Source organism: Novispirillum itersonii subsp. itersonii ATCC 12639 (assembly GCF_000381985.1).
GTDB lineage: Bacteria > Pseudomonadota > Alphaproteobacteria > Rhodospirillales > Rhodospirillaceae > Novispirillum > Novispirillum itersonii.
Genome location: NZ_KB907339.1, coordinates 240,469 through 258,061, shown reverse-complemented (window position 1 = coordinate 258,061; position 17,593 = coordinate 240,469). Strand labels below are relative to the sequence as shown.

Genomic DNA, 17,593 nt, shown 5'->3' with positions numbered 1-17,593 from the left:
GCGCACTTATGCTGCAAAGCGCAATGCAGAATCCTACACTCTTTCCGCCGGATCTGCGGTCAGCGTTTTATGACAGGCTTTGCGCTGCCTGCACACGGGGGATGCCGGTAAAAATTTCGCAAAATTCATGGGGATAAATCCCGAAAAGGTGGCATGCTGTCGTGTGGGAGTTAACCGGGGGCACCGCATCTGGCCGGTCCGCCGACGTCATAAGGGGATGGTGTACATGTCCATGGCTGCCGCGAAAGTCGATCTCAACCGCGCCCTGAAGGGCACGCTGGCGCTGGTGCTGGCCGGGGGACGCGGATCCCGCCTGAAAAGCCTGACCGATGACGAAGCCAAACCGGCGGTCCCCTTCGGCGGCAAGTTCCGCATCATCGACTTTCCCCTGTCCAATTGCCTGAACTCCGGGATCCGCCGCATGGCGGTGCCGACCCAGTACAAGGCCCACACGCTGATCCACCACATCCAGCGCGGCTGGGGGTTTCTGCGGGCCGAAGTGAACGAATTCGTCGAGCTGTGGCCCGCCCAGCAGCAGACCAGTGATGAAAGCTGGTACCGGGGCACCGCCGATGCCGTGTATCAGAACCTTGATCTGGTCCGCCGTCACGACCCCGACTACATCCTGATTCTCGCCGGGGATCACATCTACCGGCAGGATTATTCCAAGCTGCTGGCCGACCACATCCAGAAAGGGGCCGACCTGACCATTTCCTGCGTCGAGGTGCCGCTGGAAAAGGCGAAGGAATTTGGCGTGGTGGCGGTGGATGACACCGACAGCATCACCGGCTTCCTTGAAAAACCGGCTAACCCGCCCAGCATCCCCGGCCAGCCGCATCTGGCCTTTGCCTCAATGGGCATCTACATCTTCAATGCCCGGTTTCTGATTGACCTGCTGGAGCAGGACGCCGCCAACCCGTCCTCCTCCCACGATTTCGGCAAGGATATCATTCCGTCGCTGCTGGGCTCGGCCCGTCTGTTCGCCCACCGCTTCGCCGACAGCGCCGTCACCCCGGAGGGGGCGACCGAACCGTACTGGCGCGACGTCGGCACCGTCGATGCCTATTGGGAAGCCAACCTTGACCTGACAACGGTGACGCCGGAACTGGACCTGTACGACGACCTGTGGCCGATCTGGACCTATCAGCTGCAGAAACCCCCGGCCAAGTTTGTGTTCGACGACGACAGCCGCCGGGGCATGGCGGTGGACTCTCTGGTGTCGGCGGGCTGCATCATCTCCGGTGCGTCTGTCCGCCGCAGCATGCTGTTCAGCAATGTCCGGGTAAACAGCTATGGCGTGGTTGAGGATACCGTCATCCTGCCGGATGCCGACATCGGCCGGTCCTGCCGGATCCGCAAGGCCATCATCGGCAGCGGCTGCCGGGTGCCGGAAGGGCTGGTGATCGGGGAAGACCCGGAGCTGGACGCCCGACGCTTCCACCGCACTGAGGGCGGCGTGGTGCTGGTGACACAGGCCATGCTGAATGCCCTGCCGCAGCAGGCTGACTGACCGGCGGCAATGAGCCCGTCCCCCCTGCTGACAGCCGTACAGGCGCTGGCGGTCCGGCTGGACCGTCAGACGCCCGACGGTGCCGGAATCAACTGGCTGTCCGTACCCTTTGCCCGCTTCGGCGGCTATTTCCGGCGACAGCGGGAACGGCTGGTGGATGCCAGCCTGTCCCGGCCCATTCTGTTCATCGTCGTCAGCGGCACCAAACATGTCACCACCGGCAACACCACGCTGGATTACCGGCCCGGTGACATGGCCGTGCTGCCCGCCGGTCTGCCGCTGACGGTGCTGAACCTGCCAGACGACAGCGGCCCCTACCGGTCGGTGATGCTGGAATTCACCGATACCGTCCGCGACCGCTGCCGCCAGAGTCTGGCCGATGCCCCGCCGGTCCCCGCTGCCGCCAGCCTGAGCCTGCCGCCGGATCTGGCCCACGGCCCGGCCCTGCAACAGGCGATGACCCACCTGCTGGCCGGGGTCGATACCGTCGATGCCGCCCTGATGGAACACCGCCTGCTGGAAGTGCTGCTGATCCTGTGCCGGGGCGGCTACGCCGACCATCTGCTGCCCGCCGCCGCACAGGCGCTGTCGGCCCGGCTGCGGGCAATGGTGCGGCAGGCACCGGATGGCGACTGGTCCGCCGGGGCTGTTGCCCGGCTGCTGGCGGTCAGCGTGCCGACCCTGCACCGCCGCCTGCGCGCCGAAGGCACCACCCTGCGGGCAGAAGTGGAATCAGCCCGGCTGGAACACGGTCATACCCTGCTGACCAGCCGACAGGTCAGCACCGTGACCGAAGCGGCGCTGCGCAGCGGTTATGGATCCCCGTCGCGCTTCGCCAGCCGGTTCCGGCAACGCTTCGGGGCCAATCCCTCGGCACTGTCGGCCTGATACCCCGCCTTAGCCCAAAAAAGAACCCCGCCGGTTTTCCGGCGGGGTTTTCAGTCTGCTCAGGAATGATGGTATCAGCGCATGCCCAGCACGTGCGGCAGCCACAGGCTGATTTCCGGGATGTAAGTCACCAGCATCAGGAAGCCGAGCATGGTGAACAGCCACGGTGCCACTGCCACGGTCAGCTCGGTAATCCCCATTTTGGTGATCCCCGATGCCACGTAGAGGTTAAGGCCCACCGGCGGGTGGCACATACCCACTTCCATGTTCACCACGATCAGAATGCCAAAGTGCACCGGGTCAATCCCCAGGCTGACCGCCACCGGGAACAGGATCGGCGCCATGATCAGCACGATCGACGACGGCTCCATGAAGTTACCGGCCAGCAGCAGCAGCACGTTGACCACCAGCAGGAACACCCACGGCGCCAGATTGTGGCCCTGAATCCACGCCGCCATGGTCTGCGGAATGTTTTCAGAGGTCATCAGGAAGGAGAACAGCACCGCATTGGTGATGATGTACAGCAGCATCGCCGACATGTTGGCCGAAGACAGCAGCACCTGCGGCACCTGCTTCAGGGTCATGTCCTTATACACAAACACGGCGATGATGAAGGCGTAGACGGCGCTCATCGCGGCGGCTTCGGTCGGGGTAAACACCCCGGAATAAATCCCGCCGATGACGATGACGATCAGCAGCAGACCCCAGATGCTTTCCTTCAGCGCCTTCAGACGGTCACCGAAGCTGGCCTTGGCCATACGCGGGTAGCCGAACTTCCAGGCCCGGTACCAGGTGGTGATCCCCAGCAGGGTCGCCAGCATCAGACCCGGCACCACACCGGCCATAAACAGCTGCCCGACCGAGGTATTGGTGGACACCGAATACATCACCATCACGATCGACGGCGGGATCAGGATGCCCAGCGCGCCGGAGGTGGTGATGACCCCCGCCCCGAAGCGGTTGGGAAAGCCCTGTTTGACCATCGCCGGAAGCAGGATCGACCCGATGGCGACCACCGTGGCCGGGCTGGAGCCCGACACAGCGGCGAACAGGGCGCAGGCCAGCACCCCGGCCAGACCCAGACCACCATGCCAGTGCCCGACCATCGAGGTGGCAAAGTTGATCATCCGGCGGGCAACCCCGCCATGGGTCAGGAAATTCCCGGCAAGAATGAAGAACGGGATCGCCATGATCTCGAACTTTTCAATCCCGGTGAACAGCTTCAGCGCCACAGCCTCAATCGGCACATGGGTCATGGTGAACAGGAAGGTCAGAACGGTCAGGCCGAGCGAGATGGAGATCGGCATGCCGGTCAGCATCAGGGCCAGCAGCAGCCCGAAAATGATGGCGGCGTTCATCAGTGCTTCTCCCCGTTCTTGTCTTTCGCGCCTTCGTTATGGGCGACATCCTTCGGGTGCAGACCGTCCTGCATCTGGAACCAGTTGATATCCTGCCCCTCTTCTTCTTCCATGCCCGCAACGTGTGCATGGTCGTGGGTCGGCAGGGCCCCGGTCCGGACAAAGTTGACGGCAACCTGAAGGAAGCGGAAGCACATCAGGTAAGACCCGCAGGGGATGGCGAGGTACACCCACCACATCGGGATTTCCATATCGGCCGACACCTGATCGGTATGACCGATTTTCCAGACGAACTCAGCGCCCAGCGTGCCGACGGTGCCGGTGAACAGCGCCCCGGCCAGCAGGCCGAACAGGATGAAGCGGCCCCGGTTAACCGGGTTCATCCGGTTGATCAGCACGTCAACGCCGACGTGGATGCCGGTGCGCACCCCGTAGGCAGCGCCGAATTTAGCCATCCACACGAACATGTAGATGCACAATTCCTGCGCCCAGGCCATGTGGATGTGTCGGGTGATCGGGAAAAGGAATGACACGCCGGAGGCGTAGCGGTGCATGACCGCCGCAAAAATGACGAGCGTCGCCGCCGCCATCAGGGTGGCGATCAGCCACTCCTCAAGATGGTCGAGGAATTTCAGCATGATTGATGTCCGGTATGGCAGGGGGCCGATACAGTCCGGCCCGGCTTTTTCCACCGCACCCCGCAGCAGCGGGGGGATATCAGGAAAACAACCGGGCCGGAAACGATAAGCGAATTACTTCGCTTCGGCTTCAAAGGCTTCAATCAGGTCCTTGCCGACGCGGCCGGCCATTTCTTCGCGGACCGGCTGCAGAGCCTTCTTCCATTCAGCCGCTTCTTCAGCGGTCTGAACGTGGATCTGGGTCTTGCCGGAAGCCTTGATGCCTTCCAGCGACTTCACGTTTTCTTCTTCAGCGATCATGTTGGCGTAGGCGGTGGATTCAGACATCGCCTTTTCCAGATTGGTGCGCACCTCACCCGGCAGGCCATCCCAGAATGCCTTGTTCACGATCACCGCATAGCCGAGATAGCCATGGTTGGAGACGGTGGCATACTTCTGCACTTCGTGCATCTTCTGGGTGAACATGTTCGACGGCGGGTTTTCAGTGCCGTCAACCACGCCGGTCTGCAGCGCCTGATAGACTTCAGAGAAGGCCATCACCTGCGGCAGGGCGCCAAGGGCGCGCATCTGGGCGTCCAGCACCTTGGAAGACTGGATGCGCATCTTCTGGCCCTGGAAGTCGGCAACCTTGATCAGCGGCTTGTTAGAGCTCATGATCTTGAAGCCGTTATCCCAGTAGGCAAGGCCCTTAATGCCCTTGCTTTCCAGCTTGTCCAGCAGCTTGCGGCCGACCGGGCCGTTGGTGACCTTCCGCAGAACGGTCTTGTCCGGCAGAATGTAGGGGATATCGAAGGCTTCGAATTCCTTCACGCCCAGCGGGCCGAACTTGGCCAGCGACGGGGCCAGCATCTGCACGGCACCCAGCTGCAGGGCTTCCAGCTCTTCCTTATCCTTGTAAAGCTGGCTGTTCGGATAAACTTCCACCTTCACGGCATTGTTGGTGTAGCGCTCCGCCAGTTCCTTGAACTTGTCGGCGGCCTTGCCCTTCGGGGTATCGGTGGCAACGACGTGGCTGAACTTGATCACGATCGGATCGGCGGCCAGCGCCGGGGCAGACAGCAGCATACCGGCCACCAGACCGTACACAAGGCGGGACATTTTCATGGACCTACTCCCGTTGTCTCAGGGATACCGCACCGGCTGATGGCACAGCGCCGCATCCTGACGTTTTGTTGTGTCACATCGTTGCACCCGGCACCTGAAGGCCACTTTTGCGCACGATGCTCCAGTGATAGAACGATGTTTCCGCACCGTTGCCCAACGTTCTGCGCCGGTCCGTCCCCCGATGCAATGTGTGGATATCCGCAGGTGACATAACAGGGCTGCATATTTGTCATGTCTTCGCACCGCACACTTTGGCAGGGCCGCCCCCTGACCCGCCAAATTCTGCCGTTTTTTCCCGCATTGCTGGTGCTGTTGACCGCCGGCCTTGTTGCAGTGCTGATGTCGCTGGTCCATTCCGCCGAAACCCAGTCGGAGCAGGAACGGACCATCAAAGATGTGCTGTGGGTGGAACAGGACCTCCGATTCCTTCTGACCACCACGCAGGAACGGATGTCCGGCCTGTCGAATCTGGCCGCCGCCGGTGACATGGATAAACTGCAGCGGCAGGCCGTCGCCCTGCTGAATGCCCAGAGTGAACTCAGCCGGATCAGGGTGCTGGACGCCCACGGGGCAACCACCCTGAGTATACCGCCGATCGGCAACCCGGCAGCGATGGCCCGCGGTGAATCACAGCGCCAGAAAGCGATTTCCACCGCCCGCGCCCTGGGCCGCGCCACCTTCAGCGCCCCGTTTTTGACCCCGACGGGGGAAATGGGGCTGGAAGTGCTGGCCCCGGTGTTTGACGGTCAGGTCTTCAGCGGGGCCATCAGCGCCACCCTGTCGCTCGACGCCCTGCTGACGCGGCATATCCCGTGGTGGTTCGCTGAAAACTACCGGCTGGAAATTCTGGACACCGACGGGGTGCCGATTGTCCCCACCTCGCGGATCGGCAGCGACACGGTCAGTCTGGCCGCCGCCCATACCATGGTGTTTGATCCCCCCGGCGGCGGCCTGTATCTGCGCGCCACCCCCTATCCGGCTCAGGGCAAACGCAGCCGCTGGCTGATCCTGACCGCCATTGGCGTGCTGACCGCCTCCACCGTCGGCAGTCTGGTTGCGCTGGCCCGCCACATCCGCCGCCGCCTGAAGGCTGAACAGGCCCTGCGGGAAGAAATCGCCTTCCGCCGTGCCATGGAAAACAGCCTGACGGTCGGGATGCGGGCCCGCGATATGGACGGGCGGATCACCTACGTCAATCAGGCCTTCTGCTCGATGGTCGGGTACACGCCGGAAGACCTGCTCGGCATGAAGCCGCCGATGGCCTACTGGGATCCCGCCGGTGTGGAACGGGCACAGGCCCTGCACGACGCCGTTCTGGCCGGAAACGGCCCCAGCGAAGGCTTTGAGCTGAGCTTCCTGCGGCGGGACGGATCGCGGTTTGATGTGCTGGTCCACGAGACGCCGCTGATTGACGCCAGCGGCCACCAGACCGGCGGGATGGGATCCTTCCTTGATATCAGTGACCGCAAACAGATGGAGGATCTGGCCCGCCGTCAGGATCAGCGCCTGCAGCACACCTCGCGCCTGATCACCATGGGGGAGATGGCCTCGTCGCTGGCACATGAAATCAATCAGCCGCTCGCCGCCGTTGCCAGCTATGCCACCGGCTGCCTGAACCGCCTGAGATCAGGCCGCTATACGGTGCCGGAGCTGACAGACGCGCTGGATAAACTCGACCGGCAGGCTAAGCGCGCCGGTAAGATCGTCCGGCACATGCACGATTTCGCCCGAAAAAGCAGCCCCAACTTTTCGCCGCTGGATATGACGACACTGGTGCGCGAGGCGGTGGGCTTTATCAGCCGTGACGCCGTGCAGCGCGGTGTACGGCTGACGATTGAGCCTGCGGCCCCGACCCCGCCGGTCATCGCTGACCGGGTGCAGATCGAACAGGTGCTGCTGAACCTGATCCGCAACGCCATTGACGCCTCGCCCGCGTCAGGGGGGCGGGGCAGCGGCCATGCCCGGGTGACGATCGGCATCCGGCTGGACAGCGGCGGGGTACAGGTACGGGTGCGGGATTACGGCGACGGCATCCCCGAAGAGACCGCGGCCCAGCTTTTCACCCCGTTTTTTACCACCAAACCCGATGGCATGGGCATGGGGCTGAGCATCTGCCGGTCCATCATTGAAGCACACCATGGACATCTGTGGTATGAACAGGCAGAACCGGACGGGGGCGGAACCGTGTTCTGCTTTACCCTGCCCTGCCAGACCCAACCCGCACCAAAAACCGGCGGACTCCCCGAGGAAACCCAGTGACCACACAGCCAGAACATCCGGCAGGGGCCGGCTGCGTCTATATCATTGATGATGACGAAGCGATCCGTGATTCGCTGGGCTGGCTGCTCCAGTCCCGCGATGTCGAAACCCGGGCCTTTGCCTCCGCCGAGGCCTTTCTGGCCGTCTGGTCAGCCGATCTGGCCGGGTGCGTCCTGCTCGATATCCGGATGGACGGCATGAGCGGGCTGGCCCTGTTCGACCGCCTGCGCGATGCCGGAAACCGCATGCCGGTGATCTTCCTGACCGGGCACGGCGATGTGCCGATCGCCGTGGCATCGCTGAAAAAAGGCGCGCACGACTTTGTCGAGAAACCGTTCAACGACAACGAACTGGTTGACCGCATCATCGAAGCGCTGACACTGGATGCCACCACCCGCAGCCAGAACAGCGCACGGCAGGATGCCGCCGCCCGCCTTGCCTCGCTGAGCCCGCGGGAGCGGCAGGTGATGGACAAAATCATCGAAGGCAAGCTGAACAAGATCATTGCTGACGAGCTTGCAATCTCGATGCGGACGGTGGAAATGCACCGCGCCCACGTTTTCGAGAAAATGGGGGTCAAAAACTCTGTCGAGCTGGCGCGGATGCTGGCCCTGCTCGACTGACACCCCCGCCCCTGACCGGCGGATGAGGCGGCCACCGAATAAGCCCGGCTTTTAAAGCGGGGCATCCCCGTCACGCGGGGCCCGCAGCAGATCGAGGCCGTCATCCAGCATGCGGGTCACCACTGCCGTCTGCCCGGCGGCCGACATTGCCCCCAGATCGGGGGCATCCATCAGGGCACGGAAAGATTTGGCAATCAGCCGCGCCAGCATCGGCCCGGTCAGATCAATATCGTTTTCCTCCAGCCACGCCAGTGTGGTCGCCACCGCCAGTTCCGCCAGCCGGGCACAGTCGCCGCTGATGTGTGGCATACTTTCCCTTGGCTCCCCCGGTTCATCCGGCCCCTCCGGCCTTGCCCCCTCCCCCCCGAAGGCCAGCCAGTCCAGCGACACCCCGGCCTCAGCCGCCACGGCGGCAAGGGCAAGAAACTGCGCCAGTCCCTCTCCCCGGCTCCAGGCGGTGATGGTTTCCTGCGTCTTTCCGGCGGCAATGGCTGCGGCTTTGCGAGACGGAAACAGCGCGAGCATCGCCGCAATCCGTTGGGCCAGCCCATCCCGGTCTTCCAGAATTTTTTCCCGGTCCACAGACGGGATGTTCGATTTAAACCGGATCATACCACTCCTTTGGCGACGAAGTTTTCCGTTATCTGGAAAATTTTCGTTCAGAAGCACGGTCACAACTTGCCGACTAAAGATTTTTTTCGTAGTCTCAGAACAACCGATGCCCACTCAGGTCGTATGACCACGGAAAATTTCGATGACAGTTCATCGCAGTTGTTCCCGGTCCGGCCAGAACCGTATGCCGGAATGCCCCGCTTTACCGGCCGGAAAACCACTCAGGCCTGCCCGGATCACCCCCGGGCAGGCTCCAGCGGTCTGCCATTTCCGCAGGCCAGAAAAGCACTGAGCCAAGAACGCACGCGTGATCTTCCCCTGTGCGGCAACTGCCGTTGCGGCACAGGAATCTTTTTAATTTATCACAAAGATACGGTTATACCGATGACGGCCATCACCACAGGCCCCCGGCGGCGGCGGGCGGCGCCACACAGGGGCGGCGCCTTTGCCTCAGCGGATATCAGCCAGCTGATCACGGGTCAGCCAGAACACCTCGCCAAAGCTGTTGGCTGTCTCCAGCCACAGGAAATCGACGTCAGGATATTCTTCTTCCAGCACCTCGCGGCCAGTGCCGAACTCGCAGATCATCCCGCCTTCCGGCGTCAGGTGTTTCGCCGCCGTTTTCAAAATCCGGCGGACAATGTCAAACCCATCGTCGCCCGACCCCAGCGCCATCGCGGGTTCATGACGGAATTCCGGCGGCAGGGCCTCCATCGCCTCGGCATCGACATAGGGGGGATTGGTGATGATCAGGTCGTACTTCCGGCCTTTCAGCGGCGCGAACAGATCCCCCTCCAGCAGGGTGATCCGGTCCTCAAGGCCATGATCGGCGACATTCCGCCGTGCGACCTCCAGTGCTGCCGGGGACAGGTCAACCGCATCAATCTGCGCATCGGGGAAAATCTGACTGGCCAGAATGGCCAGACAGCCCGACCCGGTGCAGAGATCAAGCACCCGGGTGACCTCGGTCGGGTCCTCAACCAGCGTGAACTCTTCACCGCCGAACATCTCGGAGAACAGCAGCTCCCCGATGTAAGAGCGCGGCACGATCACCCGCTCATCCACGTAAAACGGCACACCCTGAATATAGGCGCTGTTGGTCAGGTACGACGCCGGTTTGCGGGTGGTCACCCGCGCATCGATGATTGCCGCCACCGCCTGCCGTTCCGACAGGGTCAGGCGGGCATCCAGATAGGGATCAAGCTGATCAATCGGCAGCTTCAGGGTCTCCAGCACCATAAAGACCGCCTCGTCATAGGCGTTGGTGGTGCCGTGCCCATAGGTCAGGTCCGCCCGGGTAAAGCGGCTGACCCCGTAGCGGATGAAATCCCGCACCGTTTTCAGCACCGCCGCATCGGCAGCGGGATCATGGACCACGGCAAAGGGGCTGTCTGAAAGGGTCATCACTGGCAACTCCGCATATTCCCTGTTTCCGCCTTCTATCGCGTTTCCCCGGAAAGGGAAAGCACAGCGCAACCGGCCGGGCTCTTCCGGCCCCGGCTTTTTACCACCGCTTCAGGCCCACCGTCAGTACGGCGGGCAACCTGCCGGACACAAAAACCCACAGACCACAAGATTGTATACTTTTTCCTTCCAAATCAAGCCATTGAGCGCCCGCCAAAAGATGCACATCTAAAGACGGATACCCCTGCCGGAAAATCCCCCGCCGCGCCCTGCGCCCGGGTGGACCGGAAAGGGGAGCAGATGGTTTGAGGCACTTCAAAATTAGGTCTGCAACATATTATGGAGTCATGGATATGGCCTCTCTCGCCTCCATGCGCATCCTGACAAAGGTGTCGCTTCTGGTCGGCATCCTGCTGACGATTTTGCTGGGTGTCAGCGCCATAGGCCTGACCGCCCTGTCGTCAATCAGGACCAAAACAGAAGGGCTGACTGTCAGCGCCAGCCTGACCGATGCGGTCAACGGGCTGGAAAAATCCGTCCTCCGCCTGACCCGCAGCGAAGTCCAGATCGCGGCGGATGTCAGCGTGCTTGAGGCCGCCAAAAAGGATATCGCCCGCAACCGCACCGCGGCTGAAACCGCCTTTACCGAGGCACTGGCCGTCGCCCGTCCCGAGCAGAAAGCGACCCTGCAGGACATCCACGAAAAATTTCAGGTCTACGAAAAAAATCTTGAATCGACCCTGACTCTGGCCGCAGGCCTTGGCAGCATTGAGCTGGCCGAGGGGCAGCGCCGCCTGCTGGCCGAAGCCCGCAGCAGTCAGGCCGATGCCACGGCAATGCGTCAGGCGCTGGAAAAGTTCTCCGCCGACATCACCGCCGAGGCTGACAGCATTGCCCTGTCGACCAAGCAGACCGCTGACCGGGTGCAGATGGTTCTGATCCTCTCCACCGCCGCCGGTCTGCTGATCGGGGTGATTCTTGGCGTGTATATTGCCCGCTATGGCATTGCCCTGCCATTGGGGCGCGGCGTGACCGCCCTGAATGAACTGGCCGCGGGCAATCTGGATGTCACCATCCCCGGGGCCGACCGGAAAGATGAAGTCGGCGATATTGCCCGGGGTCTGGCCGTTTTCCGCGAGAATGCCATTGCCCGGCGCGACGCCGATGCGCGGGAGCGGGCCGCGGTGGAGGAGCGGGCCGCCCGCGCCCGCCGGATTGAAGACCTGACCAACAACTTTGACCATCAGGCCAGCGCGCTGGTCGAGCACCTGCACGAGCAGGCGTCCGAGCTGCAGGGCAGCGCCGAAAACATGGCGGCCATCGCCGAGGAAACATCCCGTCAGTCCAACGGGGTTGCCGCCGCCTCCGGGCAGCTGACCGCCAATGTGCAGACGGTCGCCGCCGCCACCGAAGAGCTGGCCGCCTCCATCACCGAAATCAGCCGCCAGATCACCACCTCGTCACAACAGGCGGAACAGGCGACGGTAACGGCGGAAAACGTCAGCCGTCAGGTCCAGTCTCTGGCGGAAGCGGCAGAGCAGATCAGCTCCGTCGTCGGGCTGATCACCTCCATCGCCGGGCAGACCAACCTGCTGGCCCTGAATGCCACCATCGAGGCCGCCCGCGCCGGGGATGCCGGAAAGGGGTTTGCCGTGGTGGCCAACGAGGTCAAATCCCTCGCCACCCAGACCGCCAAAGCGACGGAACAGATCGGTGTGCAGATCGGGCGGGTACAGGCCGAAACGCAGGGGGCGGTCAGTGCCATTGCCGAAATGGCCGCCACCATCCGCGCCCTGAGCGACCAGTCCGTCAGCATTGCCGCCGCCATCGAGCAGCAGGACAGCGCCACCAACGAAATTGCCCGCACGGTCGAAGAGGCGGCCACCGGCACCCAGACTGTTTCCGACACCATTGCCGGGGTTAATCAGGCCTCGCAGGAAACCGGCGCCTGCGCCACACAGGTGCTGACCGCCGCCAACACCTTAAGCGACCGCAGCACCGAAATGCGGAGTCTGATTAACGGGTTCCTGCAACAGGTCAAAGCCGTCTGATCCCCTTTTCTGCCACCGGCAGCCCGGAGTTCTCCCTCCGGGCTGCGATGCAGCTTTAAAGAGTATTCATAAACAAACGGATGCCGCACTTTCTCCCCCCTCATATTTTCCGTGCACCGCAAGAAAAGGGAGGCGCCTTAAAAAGAGTTTTGAAGATTCAATTATGTATTAACAGAAACAAAAATGACATTTTCCGCCTCATGAGATGACAGACAACCTGCCGTAGCACCCTAATGGCTATGGCAGTTGCCGCAAAACAGCCTGAACGCGACGAAGCCGCTCCCTCCCCTCTTACCCGGGATGAGGCCTACGATCATGCTCCATCTGTCATCCATGCGTATTCTGACCAAGGTTACCCTGCTGGTGGGGATCCTGCTGGCCTTGCTGCTGCTGATCAGCGGTGTGGCTTTGCAGGCCCTGACCACTGTCGAAGACAAAACCGGCAGCTTAAGCACCGGAATTGCCATGCTGAAAGCCAGCGCAGCCCTCGAAAAGGCCTCTCTGCGGCTAACCCGGAGTGAATATCAGCTGGCGGCAGACAGCAGCCAGTACGAGACCGTTTCCAAACAGATTGAAGCCCAGAAGAAAGTCATCCGGCAGGCTTTCTCTACGGCGGAACTCTCGGCACGGCCAGAGCAGAAGACCTTGCTGAGAGAGATCAACAGCCATTACGACACCTACGAAAAAAGCCTGAATGACACGCTGCAGACAGCGTTTAGCAATCAGGGAACCGACATCAGCGCAGCGCAGCGGGCGGTTCTCGACATGGCCCGCCGCAGCCAGGGCAATCAGTCGCAGATGCGGCAACGGCTGGATACCTTCGTCACAGCCATTGATGACGAGGGCACCGCACTGGTGCAGTCAACACAGCAGACAATGACATCAATCCGCCTGATCCTGATCATCACGGCGGGCGGCGGGCTGGTGATCGGTATCGTCTTCGGCATCTACATTGCCCGCAACGGCATTGCCCTGCCGATCAGCCGCAGCGTCAGAACCCTGAATGCCCTTGCCGCAGGCGATCTGACCGTCAGGGTCGAAGGGGCTGACCGCAAAGACGAGGTCGGCGACATCGCCCGCGGGCTGGCCGTTTTCCGCGAAAACGCCATCGCCCGGCGGGATGCCGAAGCCCGGGACCGGGCCATCGCCGAAGAACGGGCCGCCCGTGCCAGCAGGATTGAAACCCTGACGCATGATTTTGACTCACAGGCCAGTGAACTGGTCAGGCACCTGTACGAACAGGCATCGGAGTTGCAGGGCAGCGCCCAGAGCATGGCAGCAATTGCCGAAGAAACATCCCGCCAGTCAAGCGGTGTGGCTGCCGCTTCCGGGCAGTTAAGCGCCAATGTACAGACGGTCGCCGCTGCCACCGAAGAGCTGTCTTCCTCGATTGCGGAAATCAGCCGTCAGGTTGCAGCCTCCTCACAGCAGGCGGAACACGCGACAGAAGCGGCGGAACGGGTCAGCCGACAGGTTGAGGCCCTGGCGCAGGCTGCGGGGCAGATCAGTTCCGTCGTCGGGCTGATCGCCGCCATTGCCGGGCAGACCAACCTGCTGGCCCTGAATGCCACCATCGAGGCTGCCCGCGCCGGGGATGCCGGAAAAGGGTTTGCCGTTGTCGCCAACGAAGTGAAAAACCTTGCCAGCCAGACCGCCAAAGCAACCGGTGAGATCAGCATCCAGATCAGCCACGTACAGACGGAAACACAGACAGCCGTCACCGCTATCAGCAGTATGGCTGACGCCATCCGCTCCCTCAGCCATCAGTCTGTGGCAATCGCGACCGCCGTCGGTCAGCAGGATACCGCCACCAAGGAGATTGCCCGCACGGTCGAAGACGCTTTTACCGGAACCCAGACCGTGTCTGACACCATCATCGGGGTCAATCAGGCCTCGCAGGAGACCGGGGCCTGCGCCACACAGGTGCTGACCGCCGCCACGGAACTGAACGAACGCAGCACGGAAATGCGCCGCCTGATCAACGGGTTCCTGCAACAGGTCAAAGCAGTCTGAAATCAGTCTATTTCCATGTTTTTCATACGGTCTTGTCATCACCGGGCATTTGCGGTAGCACAGCCCCTTCCTCGCCAATGCCCGGTGCGACCGCCATGATGCTGACCCCCGTCACCCTGTCTGAACTGCCCGACCTTCTGGCCCGGTTTGACCGGAATCTGGCGGCAGATCCGTCACCGCTGGTGCCGATGGCCCGCCGCGTTCTCGACCGGATCGGCGCCACCATGCGTCACGCCGCAGACGAGGCATTGACCCTGTCGCAGGACCGCCGCCATCAGGAACAGGCGGTGGCGCTGGTGGAAAGCTTCGGGATGGGCGTGCTATGGGAGCCGCCGACCGGGGGCTACACCTGGGACGGCTCTCTGCTGCGGGTCGAGATGGAACCGTCGGTGATTGTCCACGATGTTGCCCATCTTCAGGTCTGCGCCCCGGAACGGCGCACTGCCCCTGACTTCGGGCTCGGGGCAGGGCCGGAAACCGGCCTGCGCCGCGAGGCTGATGCCGCGATGACCGTCTTCGGTGTGGAGCGGGAGATGGAGGAAGCGCTGGCGTCTCTGCTGGGCATCCTCTGGGAAGTCGAGCTGGATCAGCCCGCCATCTGCGCCTTTGCTGAACAGAACTGGCTGGAAGGGGTCGATACCCCGCAGGCGCGCTCCCATTACCTGAAAATTCTCGGGCACCTGCACCGCTTCGGGCTGGTTGATGACAGCGGCCGCCCGACCCGGGCCCTGCGGGAAGAGGATGACCACACTTTCCTGTCGCCGCTGGTCATCCCGATGGCGGCATAGATCTGCCCCCTGCCCGCCTTAAAGCCCCGCACAATCAGGGCTGCGCACCGTAACTCTGCCAGATCCGGTCATAGGTGCCGTCGGCCCGCACCGTCGCCAGACCACGGTTGATCCGGCCCAGAAGAGCCTCTGCCCCCGGTGCCGCCCGCGACAGGCAGACAAAATAGGGCTCCCGCCCGACCGGGGTGTAAACAAACGTTTCCCCCAGTCCTTCCGCCTTTTCATAAAAGCGCAGCACATCACGGAACGCATAGACCGCGTCAACCCGGTTATTGGCCAGAACGCGGACCAGCTGCGCATCATCCACCACGTTCAGTACCGCCACCCCTGCCCCGGACAGCTGATTTTCCAGAGTATAGCCGCGCACCACGCCCACCGGGCGCCCGTCAGGCCTTGCCGCCAGATCAGCCAACCGGGTCCCCGGCGGCAACGGCGCTTCCGCCGGGCTGAACAATCCCTGATGATGGTAGCCAAGCTTATCGGAAAACAGGAATTCATTCTCCCGCTCCGGCAGATAAGAGCATCCGCACAGCCCGTCTACCCGCCCCGCCCTTGCCTGCTCCAGCGCCCGCTTCCATGGCATCGGCAAAAATGTCACCGGCTCACCGATCCGGCTGAACACCGCCTGCAGAACCTCGATATCAATTCCCGGGCGCTGACCGGCCATTCCCGCCATCTTAAACGGGGCGAAATCAGGACAGGCAAGCTGGGCCGCCCGCACCGGCGCGGCAGTACAGGCCATGATCAGCAGCAGGGCAACGGCGCTCTGGCACAACGCCACAAGGGCATGTTTCTGCACCATTCCTGACCACTCCATACCAGACCACACGACCATAACGGCCACCGTCCGCGCTTGCGGCCTGACGGCACATCCCTGATGTCCGTCGGCTGCCTGCCGGGGCGTATTCCGTTCACAGTAGTCTGGCCGGGCCGGTCTGCGAATAGTCCTTCTTGCCCGGATAGAGCCCTGTTTCTGTTGATTCCGGTCCTTGCCAGAGTCGCACGATGCCGTTAATGATATGTTATAACATAACGGAACCTCATCATGCCCAGCCCCCAGCTCCCCCCCGATGCGTACCGCGCCCTGCTTGACGCCAGCGGCGACGACCCCCAGCGCCGTGATCTCCGCGACACCCCGGAGCGGGCGGCGCGCGCTCACGCCAGCTTCTTATCAGGATACAGTGACAACCCCCTGTCGCTGCTGCACTCCGCGATGGAACCCAACACCCCGCGCCATACCGGGCCGGTGCTGCTGCGGAACCTGACGCTGTACAGTCACTGTGAACATCACATGTTGCCGATGGAAGGGGTGATCCACGTCGCATACCGCCCCGGTGACTGGATTCTCGGATTGTCAAAAATCGCCCGTGCGGTACAGGCCCTGTCAGCCCAGCTGCAAAGTCAGGAGCGGTTAACGCGGGAAATCGCCGACGCACTGGAGGCCGACACCATCACCCTTGAGGCACGCGGGATCTACCAGACCGACAGCGCCGCCCGTCAGGAAATTCTGTCTCTGTTCCGTCTGTGATCAGCCTGCCGGGGCCACCACCGTATGGGCATGGTTCAGAGGGCCATGCCCGGTCCCCAGACCCGGCGCGGTCTCAATCGCCACCCGCACATAGGCCCGGGCGCGGGCCACCGCCCGCTCCAGCGGCAGGCCCTGTGCCACCCCGGCGGCAATCGCCGAGGCCAGCGTGCAGCCGGTCCCGTGGGTGTGGGCCGTGTGCAGGCGGCTGTCGCGGTATTCGGTCTGGCCGGATGGCTCCACCAGCAGATCCAGCAGGGCTTCGCCGTCCAGATGGCCGCCCTTCAGCAGCACCGCCTGCGCCCCCAGCGCCCGCAGCGGGGCCACGGCTGCCCGCATATCGGGCTCGGTCGACAGGGTCAGGCCGGTCAGCACCCCGGCCTCCGGCAGATTGGGGGTGATGACGGTCGCCCGGGGCGCGAGACAGGCCTTCAGGGCGTCAACAGCGTCCGGCTCCAGCAGCGGATGGCCCCCCTTGGCGACCATAACCGGATCAAGCACCAGCGGCACTGTGGGGGCAAAATCGTCAATCGCCTGCCGGACACAGCGGATGATCCCCGCTGTTGCCAGCATCCCGATCTTCAGGCAATCCGCCCCCAGATCCTGCATCACCACACGGATCTGCTCCCGCACGAACTCTTCCGGCACCGCATGGATACCAAAGACCCCCTGCGTATTCTGGGCCGTCAGGGCGGTGATTGCCGTCATCGCAAAGCCACCCAGGCAGGTCACCGCCTTGATATCGGCCTGAATCCCCGCCCCACCGCCGGAATCCGACCCGGCGATGATCAACACCCGTCCGCGAGTCTGCGTCATGGCT

Annotated in this window: 15 protein-coding genes; 8 read left to right on the top strand and 7 right to left on the bottom strand. The window is 62.8% G+C overall.

All coding sequences use genetic code 11. The features are described from left to right. Positions 1-226 precede the first annotated feature (226 nt). Both glgC and G365_RS0106835 read left to right on the top strand, forming a co-directional pair. Entirely contained in the window at positions 227-1,510 is a 1,284-nt protein-coding gene (gene glgC / locus G365_RS0106840; RefSeq protein ID WP_019644766.1) for a glucose-1-phosphate adenylyltransferase, read from the top strand. 9 nt (positions 1,511-1,519) lie between these two features. Next, positions 1,520-2,398, top strand: coding sequence for a helix-turn-helix domain-containing protein (locus G365_RS0106835; protein ID WP_019644765.1), 879 nt, complete (start codon positions 1,520-1,522; stop codon positions 2,396-2,398). 74 nt (positions 2,399-2,472) lie between these two features. On the opposite strand, the gene G365_RS0106830 is transcribed toward G365_RS0106835, so the two are convergent. The 3 genes from G365_RS0106830 to G365_RS0106820 form a co-directional block, all read right to left on the bottom strand. Then, positions 2,473-3,756, bottom strand: coding sequence for a TRAP transporter large permease (locus G365_RS0106830; RefSeq protein ID WP_019644764.1), 1,284 nt, complete (start codon positions 3,754-3,756; stop codon positions 2,473-2,475). Then, positions 3,756-4,394 carry a TRAP transporter small permease gene (locus G365_RS0106825; protein ID WP_019644763.1) on the bottom strand — a complete coding sequence of 213 codons (639 nt, stop codon included), beginning with the start codon at positions 4,392-4,394 and terminating at the stop codon, positions 3,756-3,758. Before G365_RS0106825 ends, G365_RS0106830 begins: the two co-directional genes overlap by 1 nt. Positions 4,395-4,508: 114 nt before the next feature. Continuing rightward, the gene (locus G365_RS0106820) at positions 4,509-5,498 is read right to left on the bottom strand and encodes a TRAP transporter substrate-binding protein (protein WP_019644762.1); all 990 of its coding nucleotides are present in this window, start codon (positions 5,496-5,498) and stop codon (positions 4,509-4,511) included. A gap of 231 nt (positions 5,499-5,729) precedes the next feature. Here G365_RS0106820 and G365_RS20640 point away from each other — a divergent pair, with 231 nt between their 5' ends. Together G365_RS20640 and G365_RS0106810 are read left to right on the top strand one after the other, a co-directional pair. After that, on the top strand, positions 5,730-7,757 hold the full coding sequence (locus G365_RS20640) for an ATP-binding protein (RefSeq protein ID WP_019644761.1): 2,028 nt from the start codon (positions 5,730-5,732) through the stop codon (positions 7,755-7,757). Next, a complete protein-coding gene (locus G365_RS0106810; RefSeq protein WP_019644760.1) occupies positions 7,754-8,380 on the top strand; it encodes a response regulator transcription factor in 627 nt (208 codons plus the stop codon). The genes G365_RS20640 and G365_RS0106810 overlap by 4 nt, the downstream gene beginning before the upstream one ends. Before the next feature lie 51 nt (positions 8,381-8,431). Here the strand turns inward: G365_RS0106810 and G365_RS0106805 are convergent, their stop codons facing one another. Together G365_RS0106805 and prmB are read right to left on the bottom strand one after the other, a co-directional pair. After that, a complete protein-coding gene (locus G365_RS0106805; RefSeq protein ID WP_019644759.1) occupies positions 8,432-8,992 on the bottom strand; it encodes a hypothetical protein in 561 nt (186 codons plus the stop codon). 450 nt (positions 8,993-9,442) lie between these two features. Further along, a complete protein-coding gene (prmB, locus tag G365_RS0106800; protein WP_019644758.1) occupies positions 9,443-10,396 on the bottom strand; it encodes a 50S ribosomal protein L3 N(5)-glutamine methyltransferase in 954 nt (317 codons plus the stop codon). A gap of 353 nt (positions 10,397-10,749) precedes the next feature. On the opposite strand from prmB, the gene G365_RS0106795 reads away from it, so the two are divergent. From G365_RS0106795 to G365_RS0106785, 3 genes are all read left to right on the top strand, one after another. Next, positions 10,750-12,447 (top strand): methyl-accepting chemotaxis protein, encoded by a 1,698-nt coding sequence (locus G365_RS0106795; RefSeq protein WP_051089855.1) that lies wholly within the window; start codon positions 10,750-10,752, stop codon positions 12,445-12,447. Between the two features lie 315 nt (positions 12,448-12,762). Beyond that, entirely contained in the window at positions 12,763-14,460 is a 1,698-nt protein-coding gene (locus G365_RS0106790; protein ID WP_019644756.1) for a methyl-accepting chemotaxis protein, read from the top strand. 95 nt (positions 14,461-14,555) lie between these two features. Continuing rightward, positions 14,556-15,248: a hypothetical protein gene (locus G365_RS0106785; protein WP_026345157.1), complete on the top strand. Its 693-nt coding sequence runs from the start codon at positions 14,556-14,558 to the stop codon at positions 15,246-15,248. 34 nt (positions 15,249-15,282) lie between these two features. Here the strand turns inward: G365_RS0106785 and G365_RS0106780 are convergent, their stop codons facing one another. Continuing rightward, entirely contained in the window at positions 15,283-16,050 is a 768-nt protein-coding gene (locus G365_RS0106780) for a substrate-binding periplasmic protein (RefSeq protein WP_019644754.1), read from the bottom strand. 243 nt (positions 16,051-16,293) lie between these two features. On the opposite strand from G365_RS0106780, the gene folE reads away from it, so the two are divergent. Next, on the top strand, positions 16,294-16,776 hold the full coding sequence (folE, locus tag G365_RS20635) for a GTP cyclohydrolase I (protein WP_019644753.1): 483 nt from the start codon (positions 16,294-16,296) through the stop codon (positions 16,774-16,776). Here folE and thiD read toward each other — a convergent pair whose 3' ends face one another. Next, positions 16,777-17,589, bottom strand: coding sequence for a bifunctional hydroxymethylpyrimidine kinase/phosphomethylpyrimidine kinase (thiD, locus tag G365_RS0106770; protein ID WP_019644752.1), 813 nt, complete (start codon positions 17,587-17,589; stop codon positions 16,777-16,779). It abuts the gene before it with no gap. Between the last annotated feature and the right edge of the window lie 4 nt (positions 17,590-17,593).